21 protein-coding genes and 1 tRNA gene are annotated in these 23223 nt (G+C 63.9%); 12 read left to right on the top strand and 10 right to left on the bottom strand.

Annotated elements, in window-relative coordinates:
• Nucleotides 1–4: 4 nt before the first annotated feature.
• Together BM167_RS09565 and cmk are read right to left on the bottom strand one after the other, a co-directional pair.
• A complete protein-coding gene (locus tag BM167_RS09565) occupies nucleotides 5–310 on the bottom strand; it encodes a DUF8072 family protein (RefSeq protein ID WP_092891875.1) in 306 nt (101 codons plus the stop codon).
• A gap of 30 nt (nucleotides 311–340) precedes the next feature.
• Complete coding sequence (gene cmk, locus BM167_RS09570; RefSeq protein WP_092891877.1) at nucleotides 341–955, bottom strand: (d)CMP kinase; 615 nt, start codon at nucleotides 953–955, stop codon at nucleotides 341–343.
• A gap of 371 nt (nucleotides 956–1326) precedes the next feature.
• On the opposite strand from cmk, the gene BM167_RS09575 reads away from it, so the two are divergent.
• The 4 genes from BM167_RS09575 to BM167_RS09590 are packed head-to-tail and all read left to right on the top strand — an operon-like array spanning nucleotide 1327 to nucleotide 3486.
• Entirely contained in the window at nucleotides 1327–1593 is a 267-nt protein-coding gene (locus tag BM167_RS09575; RefSeq protein WP_092891879.1) for a DUF8028 family protein, read from the top strand.
• Between the two features lie 40 nt (nucleotides 1594–1633).
• Nucleotides 1634–2611, top strand: coding sequence for an aldo/keto reductase (locus tag BM167_RS09580; protein ID WP_092891881.1), 978 nt, complete (start codon nucleotides 1634–1636; stop codon nucleotides 2609–2611).
• A 51-nt stretch (nucleotides 2612–2662) separates the two neighbouring features.
• Nucleotides 2663–3247, top strand: coding sequence for a DUF1684 domain-containing protein (locus BM167_RS09585; RefSeq protein ID WP_092891883.1), 585 nt, complete (start codon nucleotides 2663–2665; stop codon nucleotides 3245–3247).
• 50 nt (nucleotides 3248–3297) lie between these two features.
• Complete coding sequence (locus BM167_RS09590) at nucleotides 3298–3486, top strand: DUF8178 family membrane protein (protein WP_092891885.1); 189 nt, start codon at nucleotides 3298–3300, stop codon at nucleotides 3484–3486.
• A 102-nt stretch (nucleotides 3487–3588) separates the two neighbouring features.
• Here the strand turns inward: BM167_RS09590 and BM167_RS09595 are convergent, their stop codons facing one another.
• On the bottom strand, nucleotides 3589–4083 hold the full coding sequence (locus tag BM167_RS09595; RefSeq protein WP_092891887.1) for a type IV pilin domain-containing protein: 495 nt from the start codon (nucleotides 4081–4083) through the stop codon (nucleotides 3589–3591).
• A gap of 3 nt (nucleotides 4084–4086) precedes the next feature.
• Nucleotides 4087–4506: a type IV pilin domain-containing protein gene (locus tag BM167_RS09600; protein WP_092891889.1), complete on the bottom strand. Its 420-nt coding sequence runs from the start codon at nucleotides 4504–4506 to the stop codon at nucleotides 4087–4089.
• A 766-nt stretch (nucleotides 4507–5272) separates the two neighbouring features.
• Here BM167_RS09600 and BM167_RS09605 point away from each other — a divergent pair.
• A complete protein-coding gene (locus BM167_RS09605) occupies nucleotides 5273–8146 on the top strand; it encodes a DUF7827 domain-containing protein (RefSeq protein WP_092891891.1) in 2874 nt (957 codons plus the stop codon).
• 689 nt (nucleotides 8147–8835) lie between these two features.
• Here the strand turns inward: BM167_RS09605 and BM167_RS09615 are convergent.
• Together BM167_RS09615 and BM167_RS09620 are read right to left on the bottom strand one after the other, a co-directional pair.
• Nucleotides 8836–9519, bottom strand: coding sequence for a hypothetical protein (locus tag BM167_RS09615; RefSeq protein ID WP_092891895.1), 684 nt, complete (start codon nucleotides 9517–9519; stop codon nucleotides 8836–8838).
• A gap of 112 nt (nucleotides 9520–9631) precedes the next feature.
• A complete protein-coding gene (locus tag BM167_RS09620; protein WP_092891897.1) occupies nucleotides 9632–11998 on the bottom strand; it encodes a DUF7827 domain-containing protein in 2367 nt (788 codons plus the stop codon).
• Between the two features lie 459 nt (nucleotides 11999–12457).
• On the opposite strand from BM167_RS09620, the gene BM167_RS09625 reads away from it, so the two are divergent.
• Nucleotides 12458–14221 carry an amidase gene (locus tag BM167_RS09625; RefSeq protein ID WP_092891899.1) on the top strand — a complete coding sequence of 588 codons (1764 nt, stop codon included), beginning with the start codon at nucleotides 12458–12460 and terminating at the stop codon, nucleotides 14219–14221.
• A gap of 96 nt (nucleotides 14222–14317) precedes the next feature.
• Here BM167_RS09625 and BM167_RS18475 read toward each other — a convergent pair.
• Nucleotides 14318–14470 (bottom strand) — tRNA-Met (locus BM167_RS18475).
• 128 nt (nucleotides 14471–14598) lie between these two features.
• Here BM167_RS18475 and BM167_RS09630 point away from each other — a divergent pair.
• Nucleotides 14599–15786 (top strand): DUF7115 domain-containing protein, encoded by a 1188-nt coding sequence (locus BM167_RS09630; RefSeq protein WP_177213329.1) that lies wholly within the window; start codon nucleotides 14599–14601, stop codon nucleotides 15784–15786.
• 6 nt (nucleotides 15787–15792) lie between these two features.
• Here BM167_RS09630 and BM167_RS09635 read toward each other — a convergent pair whose 3' ends face one another.
• Nucleotides 15793–16155, bottom strand: a complete 363-nt coding sequence (locus BM167_RS09635) for a DUF5830 family protein (RefSeq protein WP_092893058.1) — start codon at nucleotides 16153–16155, stop codon at nucleotides 15793–15795.
• A 270-nt stretch (nucleotides 16156–16425) separates the two neighbouring features.
• On the opposite strand from BM167_RS09635, the gene BM167_RS09640 reads away from it, so the two are divergent.
• Nucleotides 16426–17082, top strand: a complete 657-nt coding sequence (locus BM167_RS09640) for a TVP38/TMEM64 family protein (protein ID WP_092891901.1) — start codon at nucleotides 16426–16428, stop codon at nucleotides 17080–17082.
• Between the two features lie 51 nt (nucleotides 17083–17133).
• Here BM167_RS09640 and gpmI read toward each other — a convergent pair whose 3' ends face one another.
• Nucleotides 17134–18651, bottom strand: coding sequence for a 2,3-bisphosphoglycerate-independent phosphoglycerate mutase (gene gpmI / locus BM167_RS09645; protein ID WP_092891903.1), 1518 nt, complete (start codon nucleotides 18649–18651; stop codon nucleotides 17134–17136).
• Nucleotides 18652–18801: 150 nt separating this feature from the next.
• On the opposite strand from gpmI, the gene BM167_RS09650 reads away from it, so the two are divergent.
• Entirely contained in the window at nucleotides 18802–19494 is a 693-nt protein-coding gene (locus BM167_RS09650) for a DUF1405 domain-containing protein (RefSeq protein WP_092891905.1), read from the top strand.
• A 120-nt stretch (nucleotides 19495–19614) separates the two neighbouring features.
• On the top strand, nucleotides 19615–20274 hold the full coding sequence (locus BM167_RS09655; RefSeq protein WP_092891907.1) for an ArsR/SmtB family transcription factor: 660 nt from the start codon (nucleotides 19615–19617) through the stop codon (nucleotides 20272–20274).
• A gap of 4 nt (nucleotides 20275–20278) precedes the next feature.
• Here the strand turns inward: BM167_RS09655 and BM167_RS09660 are convergent, their stop codons facing one another.
• Complete coding sequence (locus BM167_RS09660; protein WP_092893060.1) at nucleotides 20279–20791, bottom strand: hypothetical protein; 513 nt, start codon at nucleotides 20789–20791, stop codon at nucleotides 20279–20281.
• A 94-nt stretch (nucleotides 20792–20885) separates the two neighbouring features.
• Here BM167_RS09660 and gatD point away from each other — a divergent pair, with 94 nt between their 5' ends.
• The gene (gatD, locus tag BM167_RS09665; protein WP_092891909.1) at nucleotides 20886–22142 is read left to right on the top strand and encodes a Glu-tRNA(Gln) amidotransferase subunit GatD; all 1257 of its coding nucleotides are present in this window, start codon (nucleotides 20886–20888) and stop codon (nucleotides 22140–22142) included.
• A 9-nt stretch (nucleotides 22143–22151) separates the two neighbouring features.
• Nucleotides 22152–23129: a GNAT family N-acetyltransferase gene (locus BM167_RS09670; protein WP_092891911.1), complete on the top strand. Its 978-nt coding sequence runs from the start codon at nucleotides 22152–22154 to the stop codon at nucleotides 23127–23129.
• Nucleotides 23130–23223: the final 94 nt, after the last annotated feature.

A 23223-nucleotide genomic window follows, 5' to 3' on the forward strand; every position in this document is an offset into this window, starting at 1 on the left:
GCGGTCAGTCGCCGGCGACGTCCGTCTCGTCGGTGTCGGCGCGCGTCGCCTCCGCCACCTCGCCGACCATCGACCACTCGCTGTCTTCTGCGCCCTTGCGGCCGAGGAGGACGGACTCGTTGTCTTCGCTCGTGACGAGGCGGTAGTCGGCCCCGTCGTCCGTCCGTTCGCCCTCGGCTTGGAACTCCCGTTGGAAGAACTGCGTGCTGTGCATGCGGTATATCGCGGAGGTTCCGTCCGCGAGCGTCAATCGGACGGGCTTCGGCGAGACGTTGTGGATGCGCTTTGCAACCGGGTTGAGGTCGGCCATGTCCTCGCGGAGACGGCGGCGAGCAAAAAACTACAGGTCGACGTCTTCGGTGCGGTACGCGCCCTCGTCGGCCTCGGGGTCGTACTCCGCTATCGCCGTGAGGGCGACGTCGAGAAGCGCCTCCGGACTCCACCGAGCGGTGTTGAGACAGATGTCGTAGAACGACTGGTCTGTGACGTCGATGCCGTAGTACGACTCGTACCGTCCGGCCTCGCTCACCTCTCGCACGCGCATCTCGGCTTCCATCTCCTCTCTATCGACCGTTCGGTCCACGCGGACTTCGTCGGGCGCGTCGAGCCAGATTCGCAGGTCCGCGCGGTTGCCCGCCAGCCATCCGGCGAGGCGGGATTCGAGGATGAACGCCTTGTTCGCCGCGCCCCACTTTTCGGCTATCGTCCGGAGGCGTCTATCGAGCGCTCGGTCTATCTCGTCGGACTCGTCGGCCTTCGCGATGAGTTGCGAGAGGCTCATATCCCGCTCTTCGGCCAGCGTCCGGAAGATGTCGCCGCCGGAGACCAGTCCGCAGTCGAGAGCCGTCGCGAGGCCTTCACACAGCGTCGTCGCACCGCATCCCGGCGGCCCCGAAACGGTGATGAAGAGATTGCTGTCGACCCGGCGGTCTGTCAGGGCGTCTGCCTCGGACATGGATGTTCGACCACTATCTCCGGGGGACCAAAAATCCGCGGTAGACGCCGCAACCCCGTTCGGGATGCGGTCGGAGTCGGCTCTCCGTCTCCGAGTTCGATCCCCATCCGTGAGGGGCAGTAACAAGTTCGATTCGCAGATAGTATGGTTCGTTTACCAATATGAATGAAATAAATACAGTTTAGATGTAAAGACTATTAATCGTGAATACTGTCCCTGAGGGACCCATGAAACGTCTCGGCTCTTCTCCGCTCGTTTGGAAAATTAACAGTTTCAATACTTTCACTGTGGAACGATTGTAAACGAGTGCTAACTCTCGGGCGGCTATATGTTCCTGACTCTCTTGTGATCGAACAGGTGTGTCCCAACGTATGTCGAACTCTTCGGCCCCCGCTCGCGACGAAAGCGTCGGCCTCATCGAGAGAATCGTCGAAACGACCCCGTCTACTCTCCAGACCGGACTCGAACTGCTCGGTGCGCCGATTCAGTTCTTCGCGTTCTGGCTCGCGGTGACGCTCCCGTTTCTCTACCTCCCGCTTCTCGTGCGCGGGTTACAAGGCGAACAGGTGACCGTCTTCGTGACGTTGCTCGGGTTGAATCTCGCGGCCCTCGTCGTCGGCCACGGCCACGGCCGCTGAGAATCGCGGCGCTTTAGCCGCGGACGCTCTTTTTCGGACCATGCCCCTCGATACGGTTTCTCTCGGGCGAACCGGAACGACAGTGTCCGAACTCGCCTTCGGAACGTGGCGGTTCGGCCGCGCGGACGACGAGGGAACGATCGAAGTCGGCCGCGAACGCGCCCACGAACTGCTCGACGCCTACGCCGACGCCGGCGGCACCTTCATCGACACCGCCGACATGTACGGCGAGGGTCGAAGCGAGACGTACATCGGCGAGTGGTTGGCCGACAGAGACAGAGAGGAGTTCGTCGTCGCGTCGAAGATTTACTGGCCGACCCGCGAGGACCCGAACGGAAGCGGTCTGAACCGAAAGCACCTCCGTCACCAGATAGACCGCATCCTCGAACGCCTCGGAACCGACTACGTCGACGTGCTGTACACCCACCGGTGGGACGATGACACGCCCGTAGAGGAGTTCATGCGCACCCTCGATGGGTTCGTCCGCGACGGGAAGGTGAACTACCTCGGCGCGTCCACCTTCGAGCCGAACGCCTGGAAGGTAGTGAAGGCGAACGAACTCGCGGACAGACGCGGGTACGAACCGTTCTCGCTGTCGCAACCGCGGTACAACGTCGTCAACCGAGAGATAGAGGGGAACTACCTCGAGATGTGCGCCGACTACGACATCGGCGTCGTCCCGTGGTCCCCCCTCGCGGGCGGCTTTCTCACGGGGAAGTACACCCGCGGCGAGGACCCACCCGCCGACTCGCGCGCGGCCACGGACCAGCAGTTCGTCGATTCCTACCTCACCGAGGAGAACTTCGACGCCTTAGACGCCGTCGAAGCGGTCGCAGAAGAGGTGGGGGCGACGCCGGGACAGGTGAGTCTCGCGTGGTTGATGCACCACGGACAGGTGACCGCGCCCATCGTCGGCGCGCGCACGGTCGAGCAGTTGGACGAAAACCTCGCCGCGGCGGATATCTCGCTCACCGCGGACCAGTTCGACCGACTCACCGCCGCAAAGCGCGGCGTCTGAGCGTTCGGTGGAACCGTCAGGTGTACCAGTCCCCGCGCCGTATCGACGTCCATGAGCGAGGACGCAGACGCCACCGCGACGGACGCCCCCGAGAACTACGCCGAGACGCTCCGCGAGAAGCGCGCGGAGAAAGACGAGTTCTTCGGGTCCCACCCGCAGTCGCCCATCCCGCCGGAACTCCGCGACGAGTTCGACGGCCTGGACTACTTCGAACCGGACCCGGCGTACCGCGTCTCCGCGACGGCGCGCGTCCACGAAGAACCGGAACCGATGCCGATGGAGACGACGGCCGGAAACGAGGTTCGGTATCTCCGCGTCGTCACCTTCGAGTTCTCCCTCCGCGGGGAGAGCCTGGAACTCCACGGCTACCGACAGGAGACCGGCGACGAAGAGGCGCTTTTCGTTCCGTTCCGCGACAAGACGACCGGACAACAGACCTACGAGAACGGGCGGTACATCGAACTGCACCCCGAGGGCGAACTCGACGACGGCGACGACGTCACGGTGGACTTCAACGTCGCCTACAACCCGTTTTGCGTCTACAGCGAGACGTTCGCCTGTCCGCTCCCGCCCGAGGAGAACTGGCTGGAAATCGCGATACCGGCGGGCGAGAGAACGTGGTCGCCCGAGAACTGAGGGCGCGCTAAAGCGCAACACCCATATTCGACGCGTCTCAGGTGACAGGTATGGGACTGTTCAGCAGCAAGAAGAGCATCGTCGGGGCCGTCCTGATGGTCGTCGGAACGCTCGCGTACCTCCCCGGTGTTCTCTCCGGCACGTCGGAACTCGCGACGTACGGCCTCGTTTTGGCCACGGCACTCTTGACCATCGGGACGTACATCCTCGGAACCTCCGGGGACGGCCGCCCCGTCTGAGTTCGGCGCACCTCGTCTTTCCGGACGGTCGGTTTTCGGTTATATTTGGGTCGAGAGCAGTCGCTACGTGGTTTTGCGGTCGAAGAAAAGATTGGTTCGCGTTCAGTTGTCCGGTGCCGTCCACTCGGACAGCGTCGCGGAGGTTTCCTCGTTCTCGGAAGTCCAAACGACGCGGAAGTCCTCGCCGTCGAGGTCTCCAGCGTTACCAGCGTACAGCGTACTACCTGCACTAACGGTGTCGTCAGCACCGTATGCGTCAGAGTCGACAAACGATCGAGACGTCGCCTTGTCAGAACCATTCCCAAGATCTGATTTATCGGTCGCAATGTCTACTTCAGCGCTTGACGTCAGGTTCAAGCGATCTGCAGCAATCGAATCACCAGTTTCGTGGGTGATGGTGACGTTGTCGTTGGTGTCCCCGTTTTCGAAGTCGAATCCGAAGGAAGCCTGCGGACTCGTCTGCGAGAGGTTCCCGCCGAGGTTGAGGACGAACGTACCGATGACCGCCGCGAGGATGACCGTGATGGCCACCATGAGGATGACACCGATAACCGGCGAAACGGCATTGTCGTCGGTAATTAGCTGTTTGAGTTTCATCGCTTAATTGTTAGGTGCAGTCGTTTTACTGAGCGTTGCAGACGACTCTCCGGTTTCTGACGACCAGACGACACGGATTGTCTCACCGTCCCAGTTGTCTACGTCCTTATATTTGGTAATCGAGGTTCCTGCACTAACAGTTCCAGTCCAGTTTCCACCACTTCCATCCCAGGTGACACCCGTAGTATTCAACTGGTCCCCAGGAATCGAGTCGCCCGTTTCGTGGGTGATCGTCGTGCCATTCGTCGAGTCAAATTCGAACCCGAAACTCGCCTGCGGGCTCGTATCCGAGAGGTTTCCACCGAGGTTCAGTACGAATGTGCCGATAACGGCTGCCAGTATGACCGTGATAGCCACCATCAGGATGACCCCGATGACAGGGCTAACGGCCGAATCGTCCGTGAATAGCTGTTTGAGCTTCATGATTGGGTTGTCGAGCGACACCCCAAGGCGACAGCGGACGGTTCGTGCCTTCCCCCGAGAGTCGACTTCGACTCCCGTCCCACCCCCTGTCGTGGCGTGTCCAATCGGTCTCTCACACTACTCCGATATAAAGTTAAAGGAGAAATTAACCAAACCGTGATATAGTTGGTTTGCTATTAATACCACGTTTAAGTACCGTTTAAGAGGGGTACGCCGACGCGTATCCGCACTCGACGGTAAAACAGCCGTTCTGTGCGATAACAGACACCACGCACGAACCGATTCGTCGGACGTACTTCGACGCGCGCGCAGTCGTGCAACACCGCCGGTGTGGAGGGTGCTCCGTCTCTGCACTCGATGCCGCGCGTGCGGTAAGAAGATAGTGATGGAGCTTCGACTTCGCGTTTACCGAGGGCGCGAAACCACCGTCGAACGTTTCGTGACGGCGCTTCGGACCGTTCGCCTCACCAGCCGTTCTTGCGGACGGTTTATCGGAGATGGCGTCTACACGGGCCAGACCCGTCGTTCTCTAATGTCAAATTAGCAAAGACAACACGTTTATCACGGTTCTTATTCAGGACATTTGAATCATCGGGATTATGTTAGTACACAAAGTATTTATCGCGCAGACGAGTGCAGTTCTGTTGTACCCCTGCCCATGGTGACATCCGCGAGTAACTCCCTCCGAGTCCGATAAGTCGGGCGCCGTGTGGGAATCCAGGCTGGACGAAAGCAGGTGTTGCCGACAGAGAAAAACCCCCTAACTATGACAAGCAAGAAAAAGCAGTTCCGCGCGATATTCCTCGCGGCGCTGATGGTGCTCTCCGTCTTTGCGGGCACCGTCGCGCTCTCGGGATCCGCAGCGGCTGTTAGTGGTGCTTCCGTCGATACGTTCTCCCCTACGGAGCTCGACGAAGATACCACTAACACGCATAACGTGAACGTATCGTTCTCCGACTATAATAACGCCAGTACCGACGACAACATCACCGTCTCGATTCCTGACCTCGAGGGCCTCTCGCTCAGCGGAGAGAACCTCCGCGTCGAGAACTCCTCTGGCGGTGCCATCACTAACTCCACGACGCTCGTGGACACGAACGACGACGGAGACAACGACGCGCTGAACGTCACCGTCTCTCCCACGGGCTCCGAGATGCCCGTCACCGGTGCTGAGACAATCTACCTGAACGGTACCTTCGACGTTGACACGCCGTCGGTTAACACGAACACCGACGCCACAGTCACGTTCGACATCGAGGACGACAGTGGTACTGGTGACGCAACGGCATCCGCGTCGCAGCCCGTCAGTATCACCAACGCGGACGCCAGCGCAACTGGCGCACCGAGCCTCGTGTCGGCAACTCACTACGACACCAACGCTGACAGCGGCGTCCAGAGCACCGTCGTGGAAGTTGCATTTAACGAAGAGATGCAGAACGTCGACGACATGTCGCTGTACGTCGACGACGAGGCTGTGGATCTCGGCGCGGGAGCGTTCTCGCAGCCGAGTGACGGCCGCGTCATCATCGACACCGGGAGCGACCTGAACACGGGCGACGTCACGCTCAACGTTCCCGATTCGGTTACCGATACCGACGATAACAGCGTCCGAAGCAACAGTCTCGACGACGACAACAACGTCAGTGTCACCGTCGCGACTGTCTCGATCGACAGCGACACCGGTATGAGTAACCCGGTCAACACCTACCAAGGTGAGAACGTCGCAGTGCTCGGTTCCGGTCTCGACACGGACGTCGAAGTCGAAGGCGACGACTCGAACTACGCCTTCTCCGGTTCCACTGGCACGAACAGCCAAGTCTTCGTGTTCAACACGACGAACCGAGAGATCGACCAGTACAACTTCTCGATCGGTCAGGCGAGCCCGAACGCGGCAATCGACGTCCGTGACCTCGGCTTCAACATGACCATCGACGACCTCAACGTCACCGACGAGGACTCCATCGAGGGTGAGGTTACCGCCAACGCTGGTAACCGACCCATCGAACTGACTCTCGTCGACGACGACGATGACGACGTCGAGACGATCGGTGCCACCCTGGACGGCCAGGGTGAGTACGACTTCGAGTTCGACCTCGAAGAGCTCGACGTCGACACGGGCGAATACACGATCGAAGCGCGCGACAACAACTCCGGCGTCACCGACACCTCCTCGACGATCAACGTCGCGGAAGCCGGTGAAGGCACGGCTAACTTCGAGAGCAGCATCGTCACCGAAGCGCGCGGTGACGTTGTCGAGATGAACATCACGATGGAGAACACCGACACCGCGACGGTGACCATCGGTAGCGACGACGTCGGCTTCCTCGCCGACGCGACCGTCCAAGACGACGACGACGACGGTGTCGTCACGCTCCAGTTCAACACGTGGGAAGCGCAGGACGGCGCTGACGGCGACGCCTTCTCCGTCGAGAGCGACGACGACGAGCTCGAAAGCTCCAACATCGAGATCGGCGTCAACTCGCTCCTCGACGCGGGCGACTACGACCTGGAAGTCCGCTCCGGCACCAACGCCGACGACGACTCCCAGAACGTCGCGACGCTCGTCCTCGAAGAGCGCGAGACGCGCAGCCTCAACACGTGGACTGCCTCGCAGGGTGCCGACCTCGGCGACAAAGAAGAAGTCTACGAGGCGGCTCAGAACGGGAACCTGACGGTAACTCAGGACATCGCCTTCGGTGACCGCGTCGTTCAGCAGGTGAACGCATCCGGTCTCGCAGGCCCCCTCGAAGCGCAGGACAACGACGAGGTTGCCAGCCAGCTCTTCGCTGCTGACAACATCAACTACACGGTCGAACAGACCGAAGCAGGCACGAACCGCGATCCGTTCGCGCTCCGACTGAACGACAGTAACACGGACGTCATCGCAGACGCGGAGAACGACACGTACTTCGTCGTCTACGAACCGAGCGACGTCCAAGCGTACGTGGACGACAACGAGAACGGCGAGTTCGACGATGGTGAAGACATCGTCACTAACCGTCTCGACGACGAGGAAGCCCTCACGGGCAACTTCACGGTCCTCGAGGACGACGGTAACCTCGCAGACGAAGACCAGACGGTCGAGTCTGACTACGAGTTCAGCACGGCTGAACACGACATGGACGAACCCGTCGAGGTGGCGGCCGCAGAGAACCAGACGATAGAGGGCACGACTACCGTCGCGCCCGGTACGGAACTCCAGATTCGTGTCCGCAGTGACGATGGCACGAGTCCGAGCTTCCTGAAGACGTCGACCGTCTACGTCACCGAGAACAGAACGTACGACGCGCAGTTCGACTTCAGCGAGCAGAACGTCAACGACAGCTTCACGGTCACCGTCTCCGGTGGCCCGTCCGAGGCCGACTCTCTGGAAGCCGACGGTAGCGTCGTCGAAGGCGGCGAGAACCAGACCGAAACCGGCACCGCTGGTACGGAGACCGAGACCACGGTGACCGAGACCACCACCGAGGGTGGCGAAACCACGACGGCCGCAACCACCGAGGGTGGCGAAACCACGACGGCCGAGGCTGGAACTGACGGCACCGGCGAAGAAACGGGCACCGGTACGCCCGGCTTCGGCGTGGTCGTCGCACTCGTCGCACTCCTCGCTGCGGCACTCCTCGCAGTCCGCCGCGACTAACGACAGCTAACCACCGGAGTTCGCTCCGGCCCTTCGAATTTCTTTCTTTCGGCACTCGACCCGGTAGTGACGGCGGTTCTCTCTGAGTGGAGGACGGACACTCTCACACCGAACGCCGAATCGGCGACTCACCCGCGTCACCGGAGGGACCCGCCTGCGTCGCAGCGAACGCGTTGTAGACACTCGACGGAGGTACAGCGGAGAGAGACGACGCGCGACTCGGAACTCACGTCGTCGAAAGTTGACTCTCCGAACGAGGGAACGACGCTGTCCGTCGGCCCGCCCTCGGAGACGGCCGGTGTCGGTACCTCAGTGAAGCGGGTCACAGAGGTGGTGCTGACGACGCAGCCGGTATCCCGCGTCGTCCACCCGAGAGGCACTCAAAGAGAGAGTGTGCTCTGAGGAGAGTGTGGCCGACATCCACCTCGGGCGAGGATTCCGTGAGGAATAGTGGGGCTACGCGTTTCCTCTGACCCATACGAAGTATCTGAAGCCACTGATGCTCCCTAGGTGACCGAAGACGGTGCTTTCCAGCGCGTACAGCCCTTCCAACGGCACGTCCTCGGATATACACCGGAACATCGACCCGTCTCTGGTGCGAACGAGACACGGATCATCTCGCCGACGTCATCGGACGTCCCTAAACGGGATTCGAGAACTCACGCACCTGCATCGGGGGCGTCCGACCCTCAGGGGCTTCCGACGTCGTTTTGGCCCGAGGAGCGGGCACCACCACGATAGGCGATGTCGCTCTCTTTCCTGAGAGCGATAGAACGATTCGTCGGCGTCACTCCGCACGCGAAACCGGGTGATTCGTCGAAGTACGCGAATATCCACTTGACGTCCCCCGCCGCCTCCTCGGGTAAGTCCGCCAACGTGCACATCGCAGGCAGACTCTCGTAGAGCTGTTCCGGTGAGATGCCCGTCAGTTTCGAGCTTCCCGACCCGCCGACGGAGTAGCGTCTGCTCGGGGCGTTCTCGTACTTCCCTTTGGCTAGTATCCAGCAGACGTTCTCCTGCGGGCGGTCTTCTCGGACGGTGTAGACGCCAGGTTCGATCCTCCGGCGGCCGAACGCGTGGAGAATCCAATCGTATATCGCTCGCGGTACGCTCTGTCGAACGCTGTTCGTCTTCGAGAAATCGATCTGCTCGAGCAGTGTTCGGTTCTTCTCTACGAAGAGCGTCGCGGCCGCCCTCTCGTCGCCCGCCAGATACGAGACGGAGACGAACCGTCCCCCCGAGTTCGAGCGCGTCGTATTCCCCGAACCGGTCACCGTGATACGCCGAATATCTCGTCGCTCTTCGAGCGAAAGGTCCGCCTTGTGAATCCCGGTTTCGGGGCCTCGCTTCAGCAGTTCGTACGATTCTGTCATGGGCGTCTGGTAACCGTCGTGTGGTACGATCGAAACACGGCTGCGTGATCGAGTACGGAAATAGGGGAACCGAAAGGCCGAGCGGAGGGAGACCCTCCGAAATCTCGGGTAGTTAGTCGCGGCGGACAGCGAGGAGCGCCGCGGCGAGAAGTGCCGTCAGAGCGACGACCACGCCGAATCCGGGCGTGCTCGTCTCAGTCGGCTCTTCGGTCGCGGGCTCTTCGGTGGCCGGGGCTTCGGTCGTTTCCGGAGCCTCGGTCGTGTCCGGCGCGTCCGTCGTGACGGGCTCGTCGGTGACCGTCGCCGTGCCGTCGTCGGTCACGGTTTCGGTCGTGCTGGAGCCTTCGGCGACGGTGCCGTCGACTTCCTCACGGGGTGCTGCACTGCTGCCCGTGACGCGGATGTTGTACTCGTCACCGGGGTTCTGCTCGCTGAAGTCGAACTCAGCGGAGAACGTGTTGTTCTCGGTGACGTAGACGGTCGACGTCTTCAGGAAGCTCGGGCTGGTGCCGTCGGCGCTGCGGACGCGGATCTGCAGTTCCGTACCCGGAGCGACGTTGGAGTCACCTTCGACGATCTGACCCGCAGCGTTCGAGACGTTGTACGGGTCGTCGAGGCTGTGTTCGCCCTCGATGAGGTCGAAGTCGGTCGTCGTGCTCTCTTCGCTGTCAGAGAGGTTGCCGTCCGCCTCTTCGACGGTGAAGTTGGCCGTGATGCCGTCGTCAGCACCGAAGTCGACCGAGTTGCCACCGCGGAGTGCGGCGAGGTCGCTGTCGTCGGAGTCGAACACGATGAAGTACGTGTCGTTCTCAGAGTCGCCGACAACTGCCGCGTTGTCGCTCACGTTGAGCGAGTACGCTTCGCGGTTCGCCGGTGCGGTGGTCTGGTTGAACGTGAGGTTGAACTCTTCGTTACCGAAGAACTGTTCGCGGGACTCGTAGATACCGCCGAGACCCGAGGCGGTGACCTGCGTGATGACGTAGTCACCGTGCGCGATGTCGCTGTCCTGCGTGAGGTTACCGCTCTCGAGCGCCTCGTTCACTTCGTCGAGGTCGCTGAGGTCGGTGTCGTCGGACGCGGTCCACATCTGGACCGACTCCGTGTTGCGCTCTTCGAGGACGAGCGTCGCGACGTTCTGGGAGTCGTCGTCGGCGTTCTGCGTGGCGCGGACTTCCAGGTCGTAGTCGCCCGCGTCGAGGAGCGTCGAGACCTGGTTGTTCGCGTCGATGTCGGACTTGACGATCGAGTCGTCGCTGTCGTCGACATCGAAGACGTCGGCCGTAGCGGACGTTCCGCCGGCGACGTTGATCGCTTCCCACGTGTTGAAGAGAATGACGACTTCGCCGTCGTCGTTCTCGTCTTCGACGGTCACGTTAGCGAGGAAGCCGACGTCCTCGCTGCCGATGTTGACCGTCGCGTAGTCGCTGTTCGAGACGGTGACCGGAATCTCGACGACGTCACCGCGCGCTTCGGTGATGACGGAGCTTCCGAAGTTCGCATCCCCGTCCTGAGCGTCGTCGACGTTGACCGTCGACGATTCGACGCTCACACCGGAGTCGAGGTCGGTCACCTTGACCGTGTACTCGCCGGTGTCGTCGGAGGAGAACTCCGAGCTGTCGAACGTGAAGTCGTACTCACCCTGGCCGTCGAGGCTGGGGTTGGAGATGTTGACGAACTCGTCTTCGTCGCTGTCGAGGAGCTGGATCGAGAGATCACGGTTGCCCGCGTTGGCGGACGCCGTGCCCTCGAGGGCGTCGTCGGTCGTGATGTTCTGGTCGTCGAGTTCGACGTTCAGACCCAGGTCGCGAACGGTGAGCGTCGCGTTCTGGCTCTGGTTGTTGTCGAAGACGAACTCGTAGTCTCCGAGGTCGCGGTTCTCCGTGTTGAACACGAACACCGTACTGTTGGTGCCGGTGGAACCACTGAAGGAGTACGTCGCGTCGTCGTCGGTGGCTTCGACGTCTATCGATTCGCTGAGGTTGTTAGCCTCGACGGCGACGTACGAGCCCTTGTAGGCGTTCTTCGTGTCGCCCTGGCCGAGCGTGACGGACGCGAAGACGACGCTCTTGTCGCCCGCGTTCGCGAGCGTGGCACCGTTTTCGGCGTCCTGAATGTTGCCGGAGAGATCGATTTCGATGTCCTCGGACTTGATCGCGGACGAAGTCTCGATGACGACGCGGCCGTCATCATCTTGGGAAATACCATTCCAGACGTCAGCCGTGACGTTGTCACCATCGTCGAGGATGGTGAAGTTCGCCTGCGTCAGGCTGGAGGAGTTGATCTGTTCGTCGAACGGTACTTCGATGACGGTGTCACCATTACTATCTTCGTAGTGAACCGCACCGCCCGCGTAGTTGGGGGCGGTTCCGTCGGGTGCAGCTGCGGACGCTCCCGTGAACGCGACGGTGCCTGCAAAGACGGACAGGACCATCAGCGCCGCGAGGGCGACTGCGCGGATCTGCTTTTGTTTGCTTGTCATGTTGGGTAGGTCGCAAGTCGGCAACAGCATCTTTCGGTCGCCCTAGGGTCTGAACGCCCGACGTTCGGACTTGGACGACGGTACTCGGTGATGTCACCTTTGGGTAGGGGTAGCCGAACAGCGGCGACGGTACATTAAATGTTTTGTGTATCTCTGCCCAAATTGACAGTGAAAAGTAATGATGGGGTGAGCTCCTCTTATCGCCCCGATCCGCTGAGTTGAGAAGCTCTCGGGCCACTTCCGAGTGTGCGAGGCAGCACGAGGCGGGAAAACGCCTCGTAACAGCGGGGTGCCATTCTAAACATTAGATTAGTCGCGTGCGGGCGTCTATCTATCCGGTCCTATCACCGGGACCAGTAATATTACGAATAAGTATAATAGGGCCGAAAAATTGTTCAATCAATTTACCATCCACTTAGAACAAGATATATGCACGATTTGGCATCTATTTAGTCTCAAATGTCAGATAGATGTAGAACGAGCGAGAGGAGTTCACAGTCGGGGTCTCTTCCGATCGACCGCCGGTCTCTGTTGAAAGGAATCGGTGCCGCGGGGCTGATTGGAGCGGGGACGGCGACCGCCAGCGCGGGCGATTCCGGAACCTCCGGGTCCGACGGCGGATTCACCGCGGTCGAGGCGACCGCTTCGGACGTCCTCGACGCGATCGAGAGCGGGGAGGCGACGGCCGAATCGATCGTCGAGCAGTACCTAGAGCGGATCGAGGTCTACGACGAGGCGCTCGACGCGATTATCACCGTGAATCCCGACGCGGTCGAACGCGCCGAAGAGCTCGATGCGAAATACGAGGATTCGGGGGCCGTCGGTCCGCTACACGGCGTCCCGGTCGTCCTGAAGGACAACTACGATACCGGTGACATGCCGACGACCAACGGCTCGCTCTCGATGAAGGAGTCTCAGCCGCCGGACGACGGGTTCCTCGTCCAACAGCTCCGTGAAGCGGGCGGCGTCGTCGTCGCCAAAGCCAACCTCGACGAGTTCGCCCGCGGGATAGAGGGCAGTAGCTCGTACGGGGGCCAGACGCGCAACGCCTACGCGCTCGGTCGCAATCCGAGCGGTTCCAGCGCCGGGACCGGAGCCTCGATCGCGGCGAGTCTCGGGGTGATCGGTACCGGCTCGGACACCTGCGGATCGATTCGCAACCCGTCGGCGTTCGGAAGCCTGGTCGGCATCCGACCGACGCTCGGGCTACTGAGCCGCGATGGTATCGTCCCGTTGAACTTAGAGCGAGACACGGGTGGTCCGATGTGCCGGACGGTTCACGATGCGGCGCTCGCGTTGGACGTGATGGCTGGGTACGATCCGAACGACCCGATCACGGCCCGCGGAGCGGACGAAATCCCGGCCGAAGACGACCAGACGCCCGAAGACAGCTACACCGAGTACCTCGACGAGGACGGACCCGACGGGGTACGAGTCGGCGTTCTCCGCGATTTCTTCGGGCCCGAAGAGGAGATTCTCGAAGGAGACGAAGGAGACGAAGAAGACGAGTACGACCTGACCGTAGCGGAAGCCAAAGCGGAGGCGGTGCAGGTGACCGCCGTCATCGAGACCGCGCTCCACGATATGAGCTCCGAGGGAGCGGAGATCGTCGAGTTAGACACCGTTCCGAACCTCGACGAACTCCTCGAAGAGGCCGACTCGCCCGATCCGTTCAAACAGGATCTCAACGCCTACCTCGAAGACGTCGACAACGAGTACGACACGCTCGAAGAGATAGTCGAGTCGGACAAGTACTCCTGCGACAAAGCCGAGAGTCTTCGCGAGTCCGAGAAAGAGGAGGACCCGAACGTCCGAGAGACCGACGAGTTCAAGGCCGCCGTGGCCGGAAAGTTCGCCCTTCGAGACGCGGTCGAGGGGCTGATGTTGGAGGAGGACGTCGACGTCTTGGCGTACCCGACGCTCTCGCATCCGCCGGCGGAGATCGGAGCGGAACAACCCGGCTCGAACTGTTCGCTGAGCGCGTATTCGAGACTTCCCGCCATCGTGGTGCCGGCGGGGTACACCGAAGACAAGACGCTTCCGGTCGGCTTGGAACTGCTCGGCTTCGAGTTCGACGAACCGACCCTCATAGAGGCCGCGTACGCGTACGAACAAGCAACTGAGAACCGCGAGCAACCGGACGGGTTCGGCCCGCTACCCGCCGAAGCGCCCGACGTCCCGAGCCCGGACTACACCGTGGATCTCGCGACGGAGGACTGCTGATCCGTCTCGCGACCCGGTAAATGAGGTAACGGTCCCAAAGAACGAAAGCGGGACCCGAACGGCAGTTCCACTGTAGGAGTGTAACGGTCGGGAGAATGCCCGGGGCGGGCTCCGAACCCGCGATCTCCGCATGACTCAGGTCCGAGGCTCGGCGGGCCCCGATTGCACGCGGAGGCTTCCAAGGCGATACCGCACCGAATCTCAGAAACCCTATGAGTGCGGCGCTATGTCCAGCTAAGCCACCCGGGCTCACTCTCTCGTTGTGCGATGAGTCTCTTTAACCTTCTCATCCGTCTCCGGTTGATTCCATGTCAGCACACCTCGTGACACGGCTGATCACCCGCGGATTTATCAACAGGCACGGGGACAACGAATCTATGAGTCAACCGCAGATCGTCCAATCCGCCCTGGGCGGGGAGACCGTTGTCGCACGCATCGGTCTCGGCGGCGAAGACGAACTGTACGCGACGCCGACGCGGACGTTCGTCTACAGGGCCGAAGGTCTCCTCTCGGACGAGTCCGTAGAGGAGTACCCCCACGACGCAGAGCGAGTGACGGTCTCCGAGGGCCGACGGAAAGCGAAAGTGACGCTCGATTACGGTCTCGACGGGTCGGAGACGTTCGCACTCCCGGCGAAGCATCTCGACCGAGCGCTCCACCCCATCGTGGAGGGCGTCCTCAAGGCGAACGGAATCCTCGACGAGGAGGAGTCGATGGAGCGACTGTTCAGGTTCAGCGAACTCACGCTCGTCGTCGCGGGCGCGCGGGTCGTCAGGCACATCGGGAGCGGTCTCTGGGACGAAGAGTACGAGGAGTACCGCTACGAGGACGTGACGGACCTCACGTTCGAGAACGGCAGCGTCGCCACCTCCGTCGTCCTCACCGTCGGCGGCCGACAGGAGCGGTTCAAGACGCCGAACGAAGACGCCCGCGCGGTCCGAGAAGCTCTCGAATCGACGCTGCTCGGGTACTGGGGCGTCTCGACGCTCGACGAACTCCGCGCCGCCAACGAACCCGAGGACGAGGACCCCGCAGAGACGAGCGAGGTGTCGTTCGGCGACGGGCCGGACCCTCTGAGCGCGAATCCGGCGGAGTTGTCGGACGAACCGAAGAACGCGACGCGGGACGACGCGTCCGAAACGCGGGCGGAAGACGCGCCGAACGCACCGAACGCACCGAACGCGCCGAACGCGCCGAACGCTCCGGACGCGCCGGACGCGGCGGAATCGGTCGGAGTCGCCGAGGGAAGCGCGGCGGCCGCACAGGCAGTGCGCGCGGACACCGCCGAAGAAGAATCGACCGGGGCGTCCGAGGCCGACGACGAGGGCGAGCAGGGCCCCCCGGTCCAGCAGGCCCAACCGAGCACGCCCGACACGGAGGCCGCAGACAGCGTCGAGGCGGGGTTCGCGGATTCGGGGTTCGAGTCGGCGGGTCCGGTCGACGACGACGCACTCGTCGACGAAGTCGCGGCGCTTCGCGAGACGGTCGAAGCGCAGGGCGAGGAGATTCGCCGCCAACAGGAACTCATCGAGCAACTCATCGAAGAACTGCGCCGCGGCAGGTAGACGCGGTCAGTCGCGGCCGAGCACTTTTCTGACGCACGAGGAGCCGAACGGACCGAGTTCGCCGGCCTCGAAGCGAACGAAATGCCCCGTCGAGATGCTCGCACCGCAGCGACGGCAGTCGAACTCGCCGTCTCGCTCGACGACCTGACTCTCGAACTCGACGTACGTCCCGCCGCGGCGCGTCCGAATTCTGCCGTCCTCGCGGTCTATGACGCCGCGCAGTTCGGCGGCGTCCAAGATGTCGCGCGTCAGCGTCGGGTTCGTCGTCACCGTCTCGATTCTGTCGACGGCGTCGGAGAGCGGGAGGGATTCGGATTCGAGATGTGCGAGCAGTTCCACGCCGAGTTCGACGCGCTCTGTCGCGTCCATCGCTCGCACGTCGACCGCGTTCTCTGCCGACTCGGACGCCGGACGAACGCTCTCTTCTCGACGCTCGCTTTCGCTGCCGTCGCTCTCCGTGGCGAACGCCGACAGGTCGGGGTGGGCCTCGGAATCGTCGTCGGACACGGCTACGCCTCCATCTGCGCGGTGCGAGACCAAAAACGCAGCGTGCTCGCGTCGCGCGGCCGGTTCGAACCCTCGCACTGAGCGTCTGACGAGACACAAGGCGTATATCGGGGCGCGAGCGAAGGAGAGACGATGCGACGACCACGGTTCGGGGTGCGAGTCGGCGTCGGCGGCGTGCTGGCGGCCGTTCTCGTCGCCGCCGCGGTCACCTCGCCGGACGCCGCCCTCAACCGTCTGGCGTGGGCGACGGCCGACCCGACGCGGTTCGTCGCCGCGGCCGTCTGTCTCGCACTCGTCCGACCGCTTCTCGCGTGGCCGACGACGATTCTGGCCGTCGTCGTCGGATACGCGTTCGGCGTCGTCGGCGTCCCCTTCGCTCTCGCTCTCATCGTCCTCACGAGCGTTCCGCCGTTCCTCTTTGCGAGACGCGTCGGGCGCGAGAGCAGAGTCGCCGCCGCCGGAGAGGCGTTCGTCGAACGGACCGGCGACGTTCGGAGCGTCGTCGCCAGCAGACTCGTCCCCGCGCCGTCGGACGTCGTCTCCGTCGCCGCGGGCGTCTCCGGCGTGCGCCTCCGCGCGTTCGTCGTCGGAACGGCCGTCGGAGAGACGCCGTGGGCGCTCGCGGGCGTCCTCGCGGGCGCGTCGGCGGAGACGCTCGCCGCGGGCGACGTGGCCGGGGCGATGGACGTTCGGCTCGCCGCCGCGACGGCGTTCGTCGCGGCGGTTCTCGTGGCACCGACGCTCTACGAGTGGTACGGCGAGCGAACCCGAGACGGGGACGCCGCCTGACGCGGGCGGCAGACGAGAGACCGACAACGGAGAGAGCCGAGAGCGGTTCGACTAGTCGAGGAGCGACTCGCCGGTCATCGTCTCGGGTTGGTCGATATCCATCAGTTCCAACATCGTCGGCGCGACGTCACAGAGCGACCCGTCGGCGCGGACGCGCCGGCCGCCGTCCGTGCCGTCCGGCGCGAGGTAGACGAACGGAACCGGATTCGTCGTGTGCGCGGTGAAGGGACTCTCTGCGGTCCCCATGTCGTCTGCGTTCCCGTGGTCTGCGGTGAGGAGGAGGTGCCCGCCCGCGCGTCGGACGGCGGTCGCCAGGCGGCCCAACTGCTCGTCCACCGCTTCGACCGCGGCGATGGCGGCGTCGAAGTCGCCCGTGTGGCCGACCATGTCGGGATTCGCGTAGTTGAGCACGAGCGCGTCCGGGTCCTCGGAGTCGATGACGGAGATGGCGGTGTCTGTCACCTCTTCGGCGTTCATCTCCGGTTGCATGTCGTACGTCGGCACGTCCGGGCTCTCCACGATGCGTCGAATCTCGCCGTCGAACTTCACCTCGCGGCCGCCGTTGAGAAAGTAGGTGACGTGAGCGTACTTCTCGGACTCCGCGAGGCGAAGTTGCGTCTTGCCCTCCCGCGAGAGAACCTCGCCGAGCGTGTCTTTCGGGTCCTCCGGGGGGTACGCGACGGGGAACTCGAACGTCTCGTCGTACTCGGTCATCGTCGCGAGGTGGACGTTCGGCGGGTCGATCTCGAAGGGGAGGTCCTCCGGACGCAGGTCCGCGAGCATGCTGACCATCTGTCGGGCGCGGTCAGGTCGGAAGTTGAAGAAGAAGACGGCGTCGCCGTCGTCCAGCGCCGGGCGACCCGAGACCAGCGTGGGTTCGATGAACTCGTCGGTTTCGGTGCGGTCGTACGACTGTCTGACCGCCTCGGTGGCGGTCGGTGCCTCGTGTTCGGCCTCCCTCTCGACGATGGCGTCGTAGGCGCGCTTCGTCCGCTCCCAGTTTCGGTCGCGGTCCATCGCGAAGTACCGCCCGGAGACGGTTGCCACGTCGCCCGTGCCGTTCTGCTCTACGGCGGACTCCAGTTCCTCGATGTATCCGAGACCGCTCTGGGGGTCCGTGTCGCGCCCGTCGGTGAACGCGTGCGTGACGGCGTCGACGCCTCGGTCCGCCGCGAGTTCGATGAGTGCGTGCAGGTGCAACTGCTGGGAGTGGACGCCGCCCGCGCTGACGAGGCCCATGAAGTGGACGCGGCCGCCCGTCTCCTCGACGTGGTCGAACGCGCCGTTTATCGCGTCGTTCTCCTCGAAACTCCCGTCGTCTATGGAGTCGTTGATGCGGGTGTACGCCTGCTTGACGACGCGCCCCGCGCCGATGTTGAGGTGGCCCACCTCGCTGTTACCCATCTGGCCCTCGGGGAGGCCGACGCGACGGCCGGAGACGGAGAGTGACCCGGACGCGCCGTCCTGTACGTACCGGTCGAAGTTCGGCGTCTCCGCCGCCGACACCGCGTCGCGTCGGTCGTGGTTCGCGAGGCCCCAGCCGTCGAGGATAACGAGCGCAGCTTGCATGTTCGGAGGGTGGGCCGCGAGGGGTAACTACTCTTCGTTCCAGACGGTGTGCGGACGACCGCAACGGCGCCACCCGAAGCGTCCGCCGCCCTCGTCGGGGCGCGGGCCGACACGACACCTTCTTTCGCGCGCCGGTCGTTCGTGGGACCGATGGCCGACGACGAGACGGCGGAGACGACGCGCGCGAACCGACTCCGTCGCCCGTTCCCGGTGCGGTGGGTGCAGTACTACCTCGGAAACGGCGCGAGTCTCGGCTGGCTCCTCGTGGTCAACGCCGGCGCGTTCTTAGTCGGCGTCAGTTTTTACGTCCACTCGGAGCCCTCGCTGGCGGACGTGAGTTCCCTTCTGTACCCGCTCTTCGGCGACTCGCCGGCGGCGGTGGCGCTCGGAACGCTCTCGCTCGCGACGCTTCTGCCGCATCTCGGAAAGCCCGTGACCGACGCGCCGAACAACCGCGTTCTGGCCGTGATTCACACGCTGGCGTTCGTCTGGCTCGTGAAGTACGGCGTCTGGACCGCCGTGGCGTTGAACCTCCGCCCGGACCTCTACGTCGGTTTCACGCCCGCCCTGCTTTGGGATTACTGGGGAATCATGCTGACGCACCTCCTGTTTCTCGCGGAGGCGGCGCTGATACCGTACTACGGGCGGACGACCCGCAAGGCTCTCGCCGTCGCGTTGGTCCTCGCTCTCGTCAACGACGTGTACGACTACGGCTTCGGCTTCTACCCGCCGCTCAAATACGACCCCGGCCTCCTGCTCGCTGGTATCACCGTCGCCCTGTCGTTTGCGTCCGTCGCACTCGCCGCGCGGACGTTCGACCGACTCGGCGACTCGACGGAGTAGCGTCTCGCCGTCGGCTGTGACCGCCGCGCCGCAAGTCGGGGGACGGCGGCGACGTGCGAACGTCTGACAGCCCACCCTCGTGGGGGCAACCTTTTCAGTGTTGATGATTTACCTACGGTTATGGATTCCGCGGTGCTCCTGGACCTTCTCGGGAACGAGAACCGCCGGCGCATACTCCGGCTTCTCGCCCACAAACCGTGCTACGTCACGGAGATCAGCGAGTACCTCGGCGTCAGTCCGAAGGCGGTCATAGACCACCTCCGGAAGCTAGAGGACACCGGTCTCATCGAGTCGCGAACAGACGACCAGCGCCGAAAGTACTTCCACATCTCGCGGAACCTGCGACTCGAGGTCAACGTCTCTCCGTACGGGTTCGGGGCGAAGTCGGCCTACCCGGCGAATCCGAGTCTCGACATGACCGGGCGGTGCCCGCACGTCTCGTTCGACATTCCGCAAGAAGAGGCCGACGACGTGGCCGACTTAGCGCGCGAAGTCGGGCGACTGGAGGAGCTAGAGAACGAACTCTCCTTGGCCCAACGGTGGGTTCACGGCCGGATGACCGACGTGTTGGACCGACTGAGCGACAGAATCGGTTCGGACGGCGACAGCCGGTTCTACGCGGAGGTGCTCGCGGCGGTGGCGGGCGGAGCACAGACCGTCCGAAGCATCGCGAACGAAGTCAACGCCGCGCCCGAGTCGGTCGAACGGTCGCTCGAACATCTCTCGGAGCGCGGACTCGTCACCCGCGACGACGACGGGTGGGTCGTCGCGTCTCGCTGAGAACTCAGATATCTCGGGTCAGCCCGGCGCGTAAGTCGCGTCCGAAGTAGTGTCCGGCCAGCGACGCCAACAGACCCGCGCCCGCGCCCATCCCGGCGAGTGCGACGCCGTACTCCGCGAGGAAGTCCACGGCGAACGGAGCGAAGGCGGCGGTGAGCGTCGAGAGGACGAACGCGAGTCCGGATGCCAAAGCGCCCGCGAGGCCGACTTCGAGATAGCGCCGCCGGGACGCGACGAGGCCGACTGCGAATCCGACGACGAACAGGCCGAGAAACCGGCCGACGAACCCGACGACGGGAATCGCGCCGCCGACGAACAGTCCCGCCACCGAGAGACAGAGGACGACGGCGAACGACTTCGGCGAGAACGCCCGCCCGAATCGGCTTCCGCCGCCGGTCGACCCCGAGGCGGAGACGCCGTCGTCGCCCGAGTCGGTACCGAACCCGTCGAGGCCGAAATCGGAGGCGGAGACGGAGGTAGAGGCGGACGCGGACTCCGTCTCGTCGCTTCGTTGCATACCGAACCGTGGGGCGGCCCGGAACATGGCTCTTTTGCCGCGGCCGCCGCGTCGAAAAGGTGGTTTCAAGTCTCGCCCGGCGGTACCTCGCGATATGAACGCAGGGGACCGCGTCCGCGTCGAACGCGCGGGCGTCGCCAACGAGGGCGTGTTGATGCCGTCGTCGACGCCGGAGCATCTCGTCGTCAAACTCGACGGCGGATACAACGTCGGTATCGACCGCGACGACGCCGACGTGGAAGTACTGGAACGCGACGCGTACGACGTCGCGGAAGCACAGACCGACTCCTCGTCGGCGTCCGAAATCGAGTTCGACGACGACCTCCCGACGGTGTCTCTCATCTCCACCGGCGGGACCATCGCCTCGACCGTGGACTACCGAACCGGCGCGGTGACCGCGCAGTTCGACGCCGAAGACGTGCTTCGGGCCGTCCCCGACCTCGCGGGGCGCGCCAACTACCGCGGCCGCGTCGTCGCCAACATCCTCTCGGAGAACGCGACGCCCGCGGTGTGGACCGACCTCGCGGAGGCCGTCCGCGAGGAGATAGCGGCGGGTGCCGACGGCGTCGTCGTCATGCACGGCACCGACACGATGCAGTTCAGCGCGTCGGCGCTCTCTTTCATGCTCGAGACGCCCGTGCCCGTCGTCTTCACGGGGAGTCAACGCTCCGCGGACCGCCCCTCCTCGGACAACGTGATGAACGCCGTCTGCGCGGTCGAAGCAGCCAAATCCGACTGCGCGGAGGTGCTGGTCTGCATGCACGCCACGGAGAGCGACGACGCCTGTGCGCTTCACCGCGGCACCCGCGTCCGCAAGAACCACACCTCCCGACGCGACGCCTTCGAGACGGTCGGCGCGAAACCGCTCGGCGAAGTCGACTACGACACCGAGGAGGTTCGGTTCCGCCGCGACCACGCCGAACGCGGCGACGTCGAGTTGTCGCTGTCACCCGACCTCTCCGAGGACGTCGACCTCCTGAAGTTCACGCCCGGCATGGACGTCGAACGCTACGGCGAGTTCCTGAAAGACGCCGACTTGGACGGACTCGTCGTCGAGGGGACGGGACTCGGACACGTCCACACCGACTTCATCCCGGTGCTCGAAGACCTGATAGCGGACGGCGTCGTCGTCGCGATGACGAGTCAGTGCCTCGACGGCCGCGTCTGCGACCGAGTGTACGACACCGGCCGCGACCTGTTGGACGCGGGCGTCGTCGAGGCGGGCGACACCCTCCCCGGCACCGCGAAGGTGAAACTGATGTGGGCGCTCGCGAACCTCGACGACCCGGCGAGCGCGATGACTCGCTCTCTTTCGGGCGAACTCAGAGAGCGCTCCGTCCCGTGGGAGTGACCCGGTGAGATGACCGACCGACCCGCCTACGAGTACGAAGACGAGGCGGGCGAGGCGGTTCTCGTCCGCCCCGCCCGCCCGGAGGATTACGACGCCGTGGCGGCGTTCACGAGTGATACGTGGACCGACCGCGGCGTCGACGACTACATCGGCGACGTCTACCACGACTGGATAGCCGACGACGACGGCGAGACGCGCCAGACGTTCGTCGCGGACGTCGGATCCGACCCGCCGACGACGGAACTCGGGGGCATCGTGCAAGTGACGATGCTCTCTCCGTTCGAGGCGTGGGCGCAAGGGATGCGCGTCAGCCCCGACTTTCGGGGGCGCGGAGTCGCGAAGCGTCTGAGCGACGCGACGTTCCGATTCGCCCGCGAGGCGGGCGCGTCCGTCGTTCGCAACATGATCTTCTCGTGGAACGTCGCCAGCCTCGGTCTCACCCGCGACACGGGCTACGACCCCGGTATCGAGTTCCGGTGGGTCCACCCCCGGCCCGACGCGGACGCGGACTCCGAACTCAGCGTCGAGACGGGCGACGACGCCGACCCGGACGCCGCGTGGTCGTTTTGGACCGGCAGCGACGTGCGGACGGACCTGCGGGGACTCGTCTCGGACCCAGACGAGACGTGGGCGCTCTCGGAACTCACCCGCGAAAGACTCCACGACGCCGCAGACGAGGGGCGACTGTTCGTCGTCCGGGCGGGCGGCACCCGCGGGTTCGCGTACCGGAACCGGACGTACGACAGGGAAAGCGACGACGGCGAGACGCAGACGTGGGCGGAGTACGCCGTCGGCGCGTGGGCGCGAGACGACGAGGACGCCGCCCGCGCAGTCGTCGCCGCCGTCTCCCGCGACGCCGCCTCGGTGGACGCCGACAGAACGCGCGTCCTCGTCCCCGAGGGGCCCCAGTGGGTGACCGACGCCGCCGTCGCCCGCGCGGACGTCGCCGAACAGCCGACGTTCGTGATGGAAGCGGACCTGACGTAGTCGCTTTCGTGTCGGCGCGGACACGATATCGGCCGTCGTCCGTGCGAGACGAACACACTGTCTGAGGGCGCCGTCGCTCCCGCGTCGGAGCCGA

The sequence above is a fragment of the Halopelagius inordinatus genome, from assembly GCF_900113245.1.
In the GTDB taxonomy this organism is placed as follows: domain Archaea; phylum Halobacteriota; class Halobacteria; order Halobacteriales; family Haloferacaceae; genus Halopelagius; species Halopelagius inordinatus.

What these genes read in the sequence shown, in the direction of transcription:
- BM167_RS09580 (WP_092891881.1), top strand. Translation starts at nt 1,634, where the DNA reads ATGCCCCTCGATACGGTTTCTCTCGGGCGAACCGGAACGACAGTGTCC.
- gatD (WP_092891909.1), top strand. Translation starts at nt 20,886, where the DNA reads ATGAACGCAGGGGACCGCGTCCGCGTCGAACGCGCGGGCGTCGCCAAC.
- BM167_RS09595 (WP_092891887.1), bottom strand. Translation starts at nt 4,083, where the DNA reads ATGAAACTCAAACAGCTAATTACCGACGACAATGCCGTTTCGCCGGTT.
- BM167_RS09620 (WP_092891897.1), bottom strand. Translation starts at nt 11,998, where the DNA reads ATGACAAGCAAACAAAAGCAGATCCGCGCAGTCGCCCTCGCGGCGCTG.
- cmk (WP_092891877.1), bottom strand. Translation starts at nt 955, where the DNA reads ATGTCCGAGGCAGACGCCCTGACAGACCGCCGGGTCGACAGCAATCTC.
- BM167_RS09590 (WP_092891885.1), top strand. Translation starts at nt 3,298, where the DNA reads ATGGGACTGTTCAGCAGCAAGAAGAGCATCGTCGGGGCCGTCCTGATG.
- BM167_RS09635 (WP_092893058.1), bottom strand. Translation starts at nt 16,155, where the DNA reads ATGGACGCGACAGAGCGCGTCGAACTCGGCGTGGAACTGCTCGCACAT.
- gpmI (WP_092891903.1), bottom strand. Translation starts at nt 18,651, where the DNA reads ATGCAAGCTGCGCTCGTTATCCTCGACGGCTGGGGCCTCGCGAACCAC.
- BM167_RS09615 (WP_092891895.1), bottom strand. Translation starts at nt 9,519, where the DNA reads ATGACAGAATCGTACGAACTGCTGAAGCGAGGCCCCGAAACCGGGATT.
- BM167_RS09600 (WP_092891889.1), bottom strand. Translation starts at nt 4,506, where the DNA reads ATGAAGCTCAAACAGCTATTCACGGACGATTCGGCCGTTAGCCCTGTC.
- BM167_RS09625 (WP_092891899.1), top strand. Translation starts at nt 12,458, where the DNA reads ATGTCAGATAGATGTAGAACGAGCGAGAGGAGTTCACAGTCGGGGTCT.
- BM167_RS09630 (WP_177213329.1), top strand. Translation starts at nt 14,599, where the DNA reads ATGAGTCAACCGCAGATCGTCCAATCCGCCCTGGGCGGGGAGACCGTT.
- BM167_RS09640 (WP_092891901.1), top strand. Translation starts at nt 16,426, where the DNA reads ATGCGACGACCACGGTTCGGGGTGCGAGTCGGCGTCGGCGGCGTGCTG.
- BM167_RS09565 (WP_092891875.1), bottom strand. Translation starts at nt 310, where the DNA reads ATGGCCGACCTCAACCCGGTTGCAAAGCGCATCCACAACGTCTCGCCG.
- BM167_RS09660 (WP_092893060.1), bottom strand. Translation starts at nt 20,791, where the DNA reads ATGCAACGAAGCGACGAGACGGAGTCCGCGTCCGCCTCTACCTCCGTC.
- BM167_RS09655 (WP_092891907.1), top strand. Translation starts at nt 19,615, where the DNA reads ATGGATTCCGCGGTGCTCCTGGACCTTCTCGGGAACGAGAACCGCCGG.
- BM167_RS09575 (WP_092891879.1), top strand. Translation starts at nt 1,327, where the DNA reads ATGTCGAACTCTTCGGCCCCCGCTCGCGACGAAAGCGTCGGCCTCATC.
- BM167_RS09585 (WP_092891883.1), top strand. Translation starts at nt 2,663, where the DNA reads ATGAGCGAGGACGCAGACGCCACCGCGACGGACGCCCCCGAGAACTAC.
- BM167_RS09670 (WP_092891911.1), top strand. Translation starts at nt 22,152, where the DNA reads ATGACCGACCGACCCGCCTACGAGTACGAAGACGAGGCGGGCGAGGCG.
- BM167_RS09605 (WP_092891891.1), top strand. Translation starts at nt 5,273, where the DNA reads ATGACAAGCAAGAAAAAGCAGTTCCGCGCGATATTCCTCGCGGCGCTG.
- BM167_RS09650 (WP_092891905.1), top strand. Translation starts at nt 18,802, where the DNA reads ATGGCCGACGACGAGACGGCGGAGACGACGCGCGCGAACCGACTCCGT.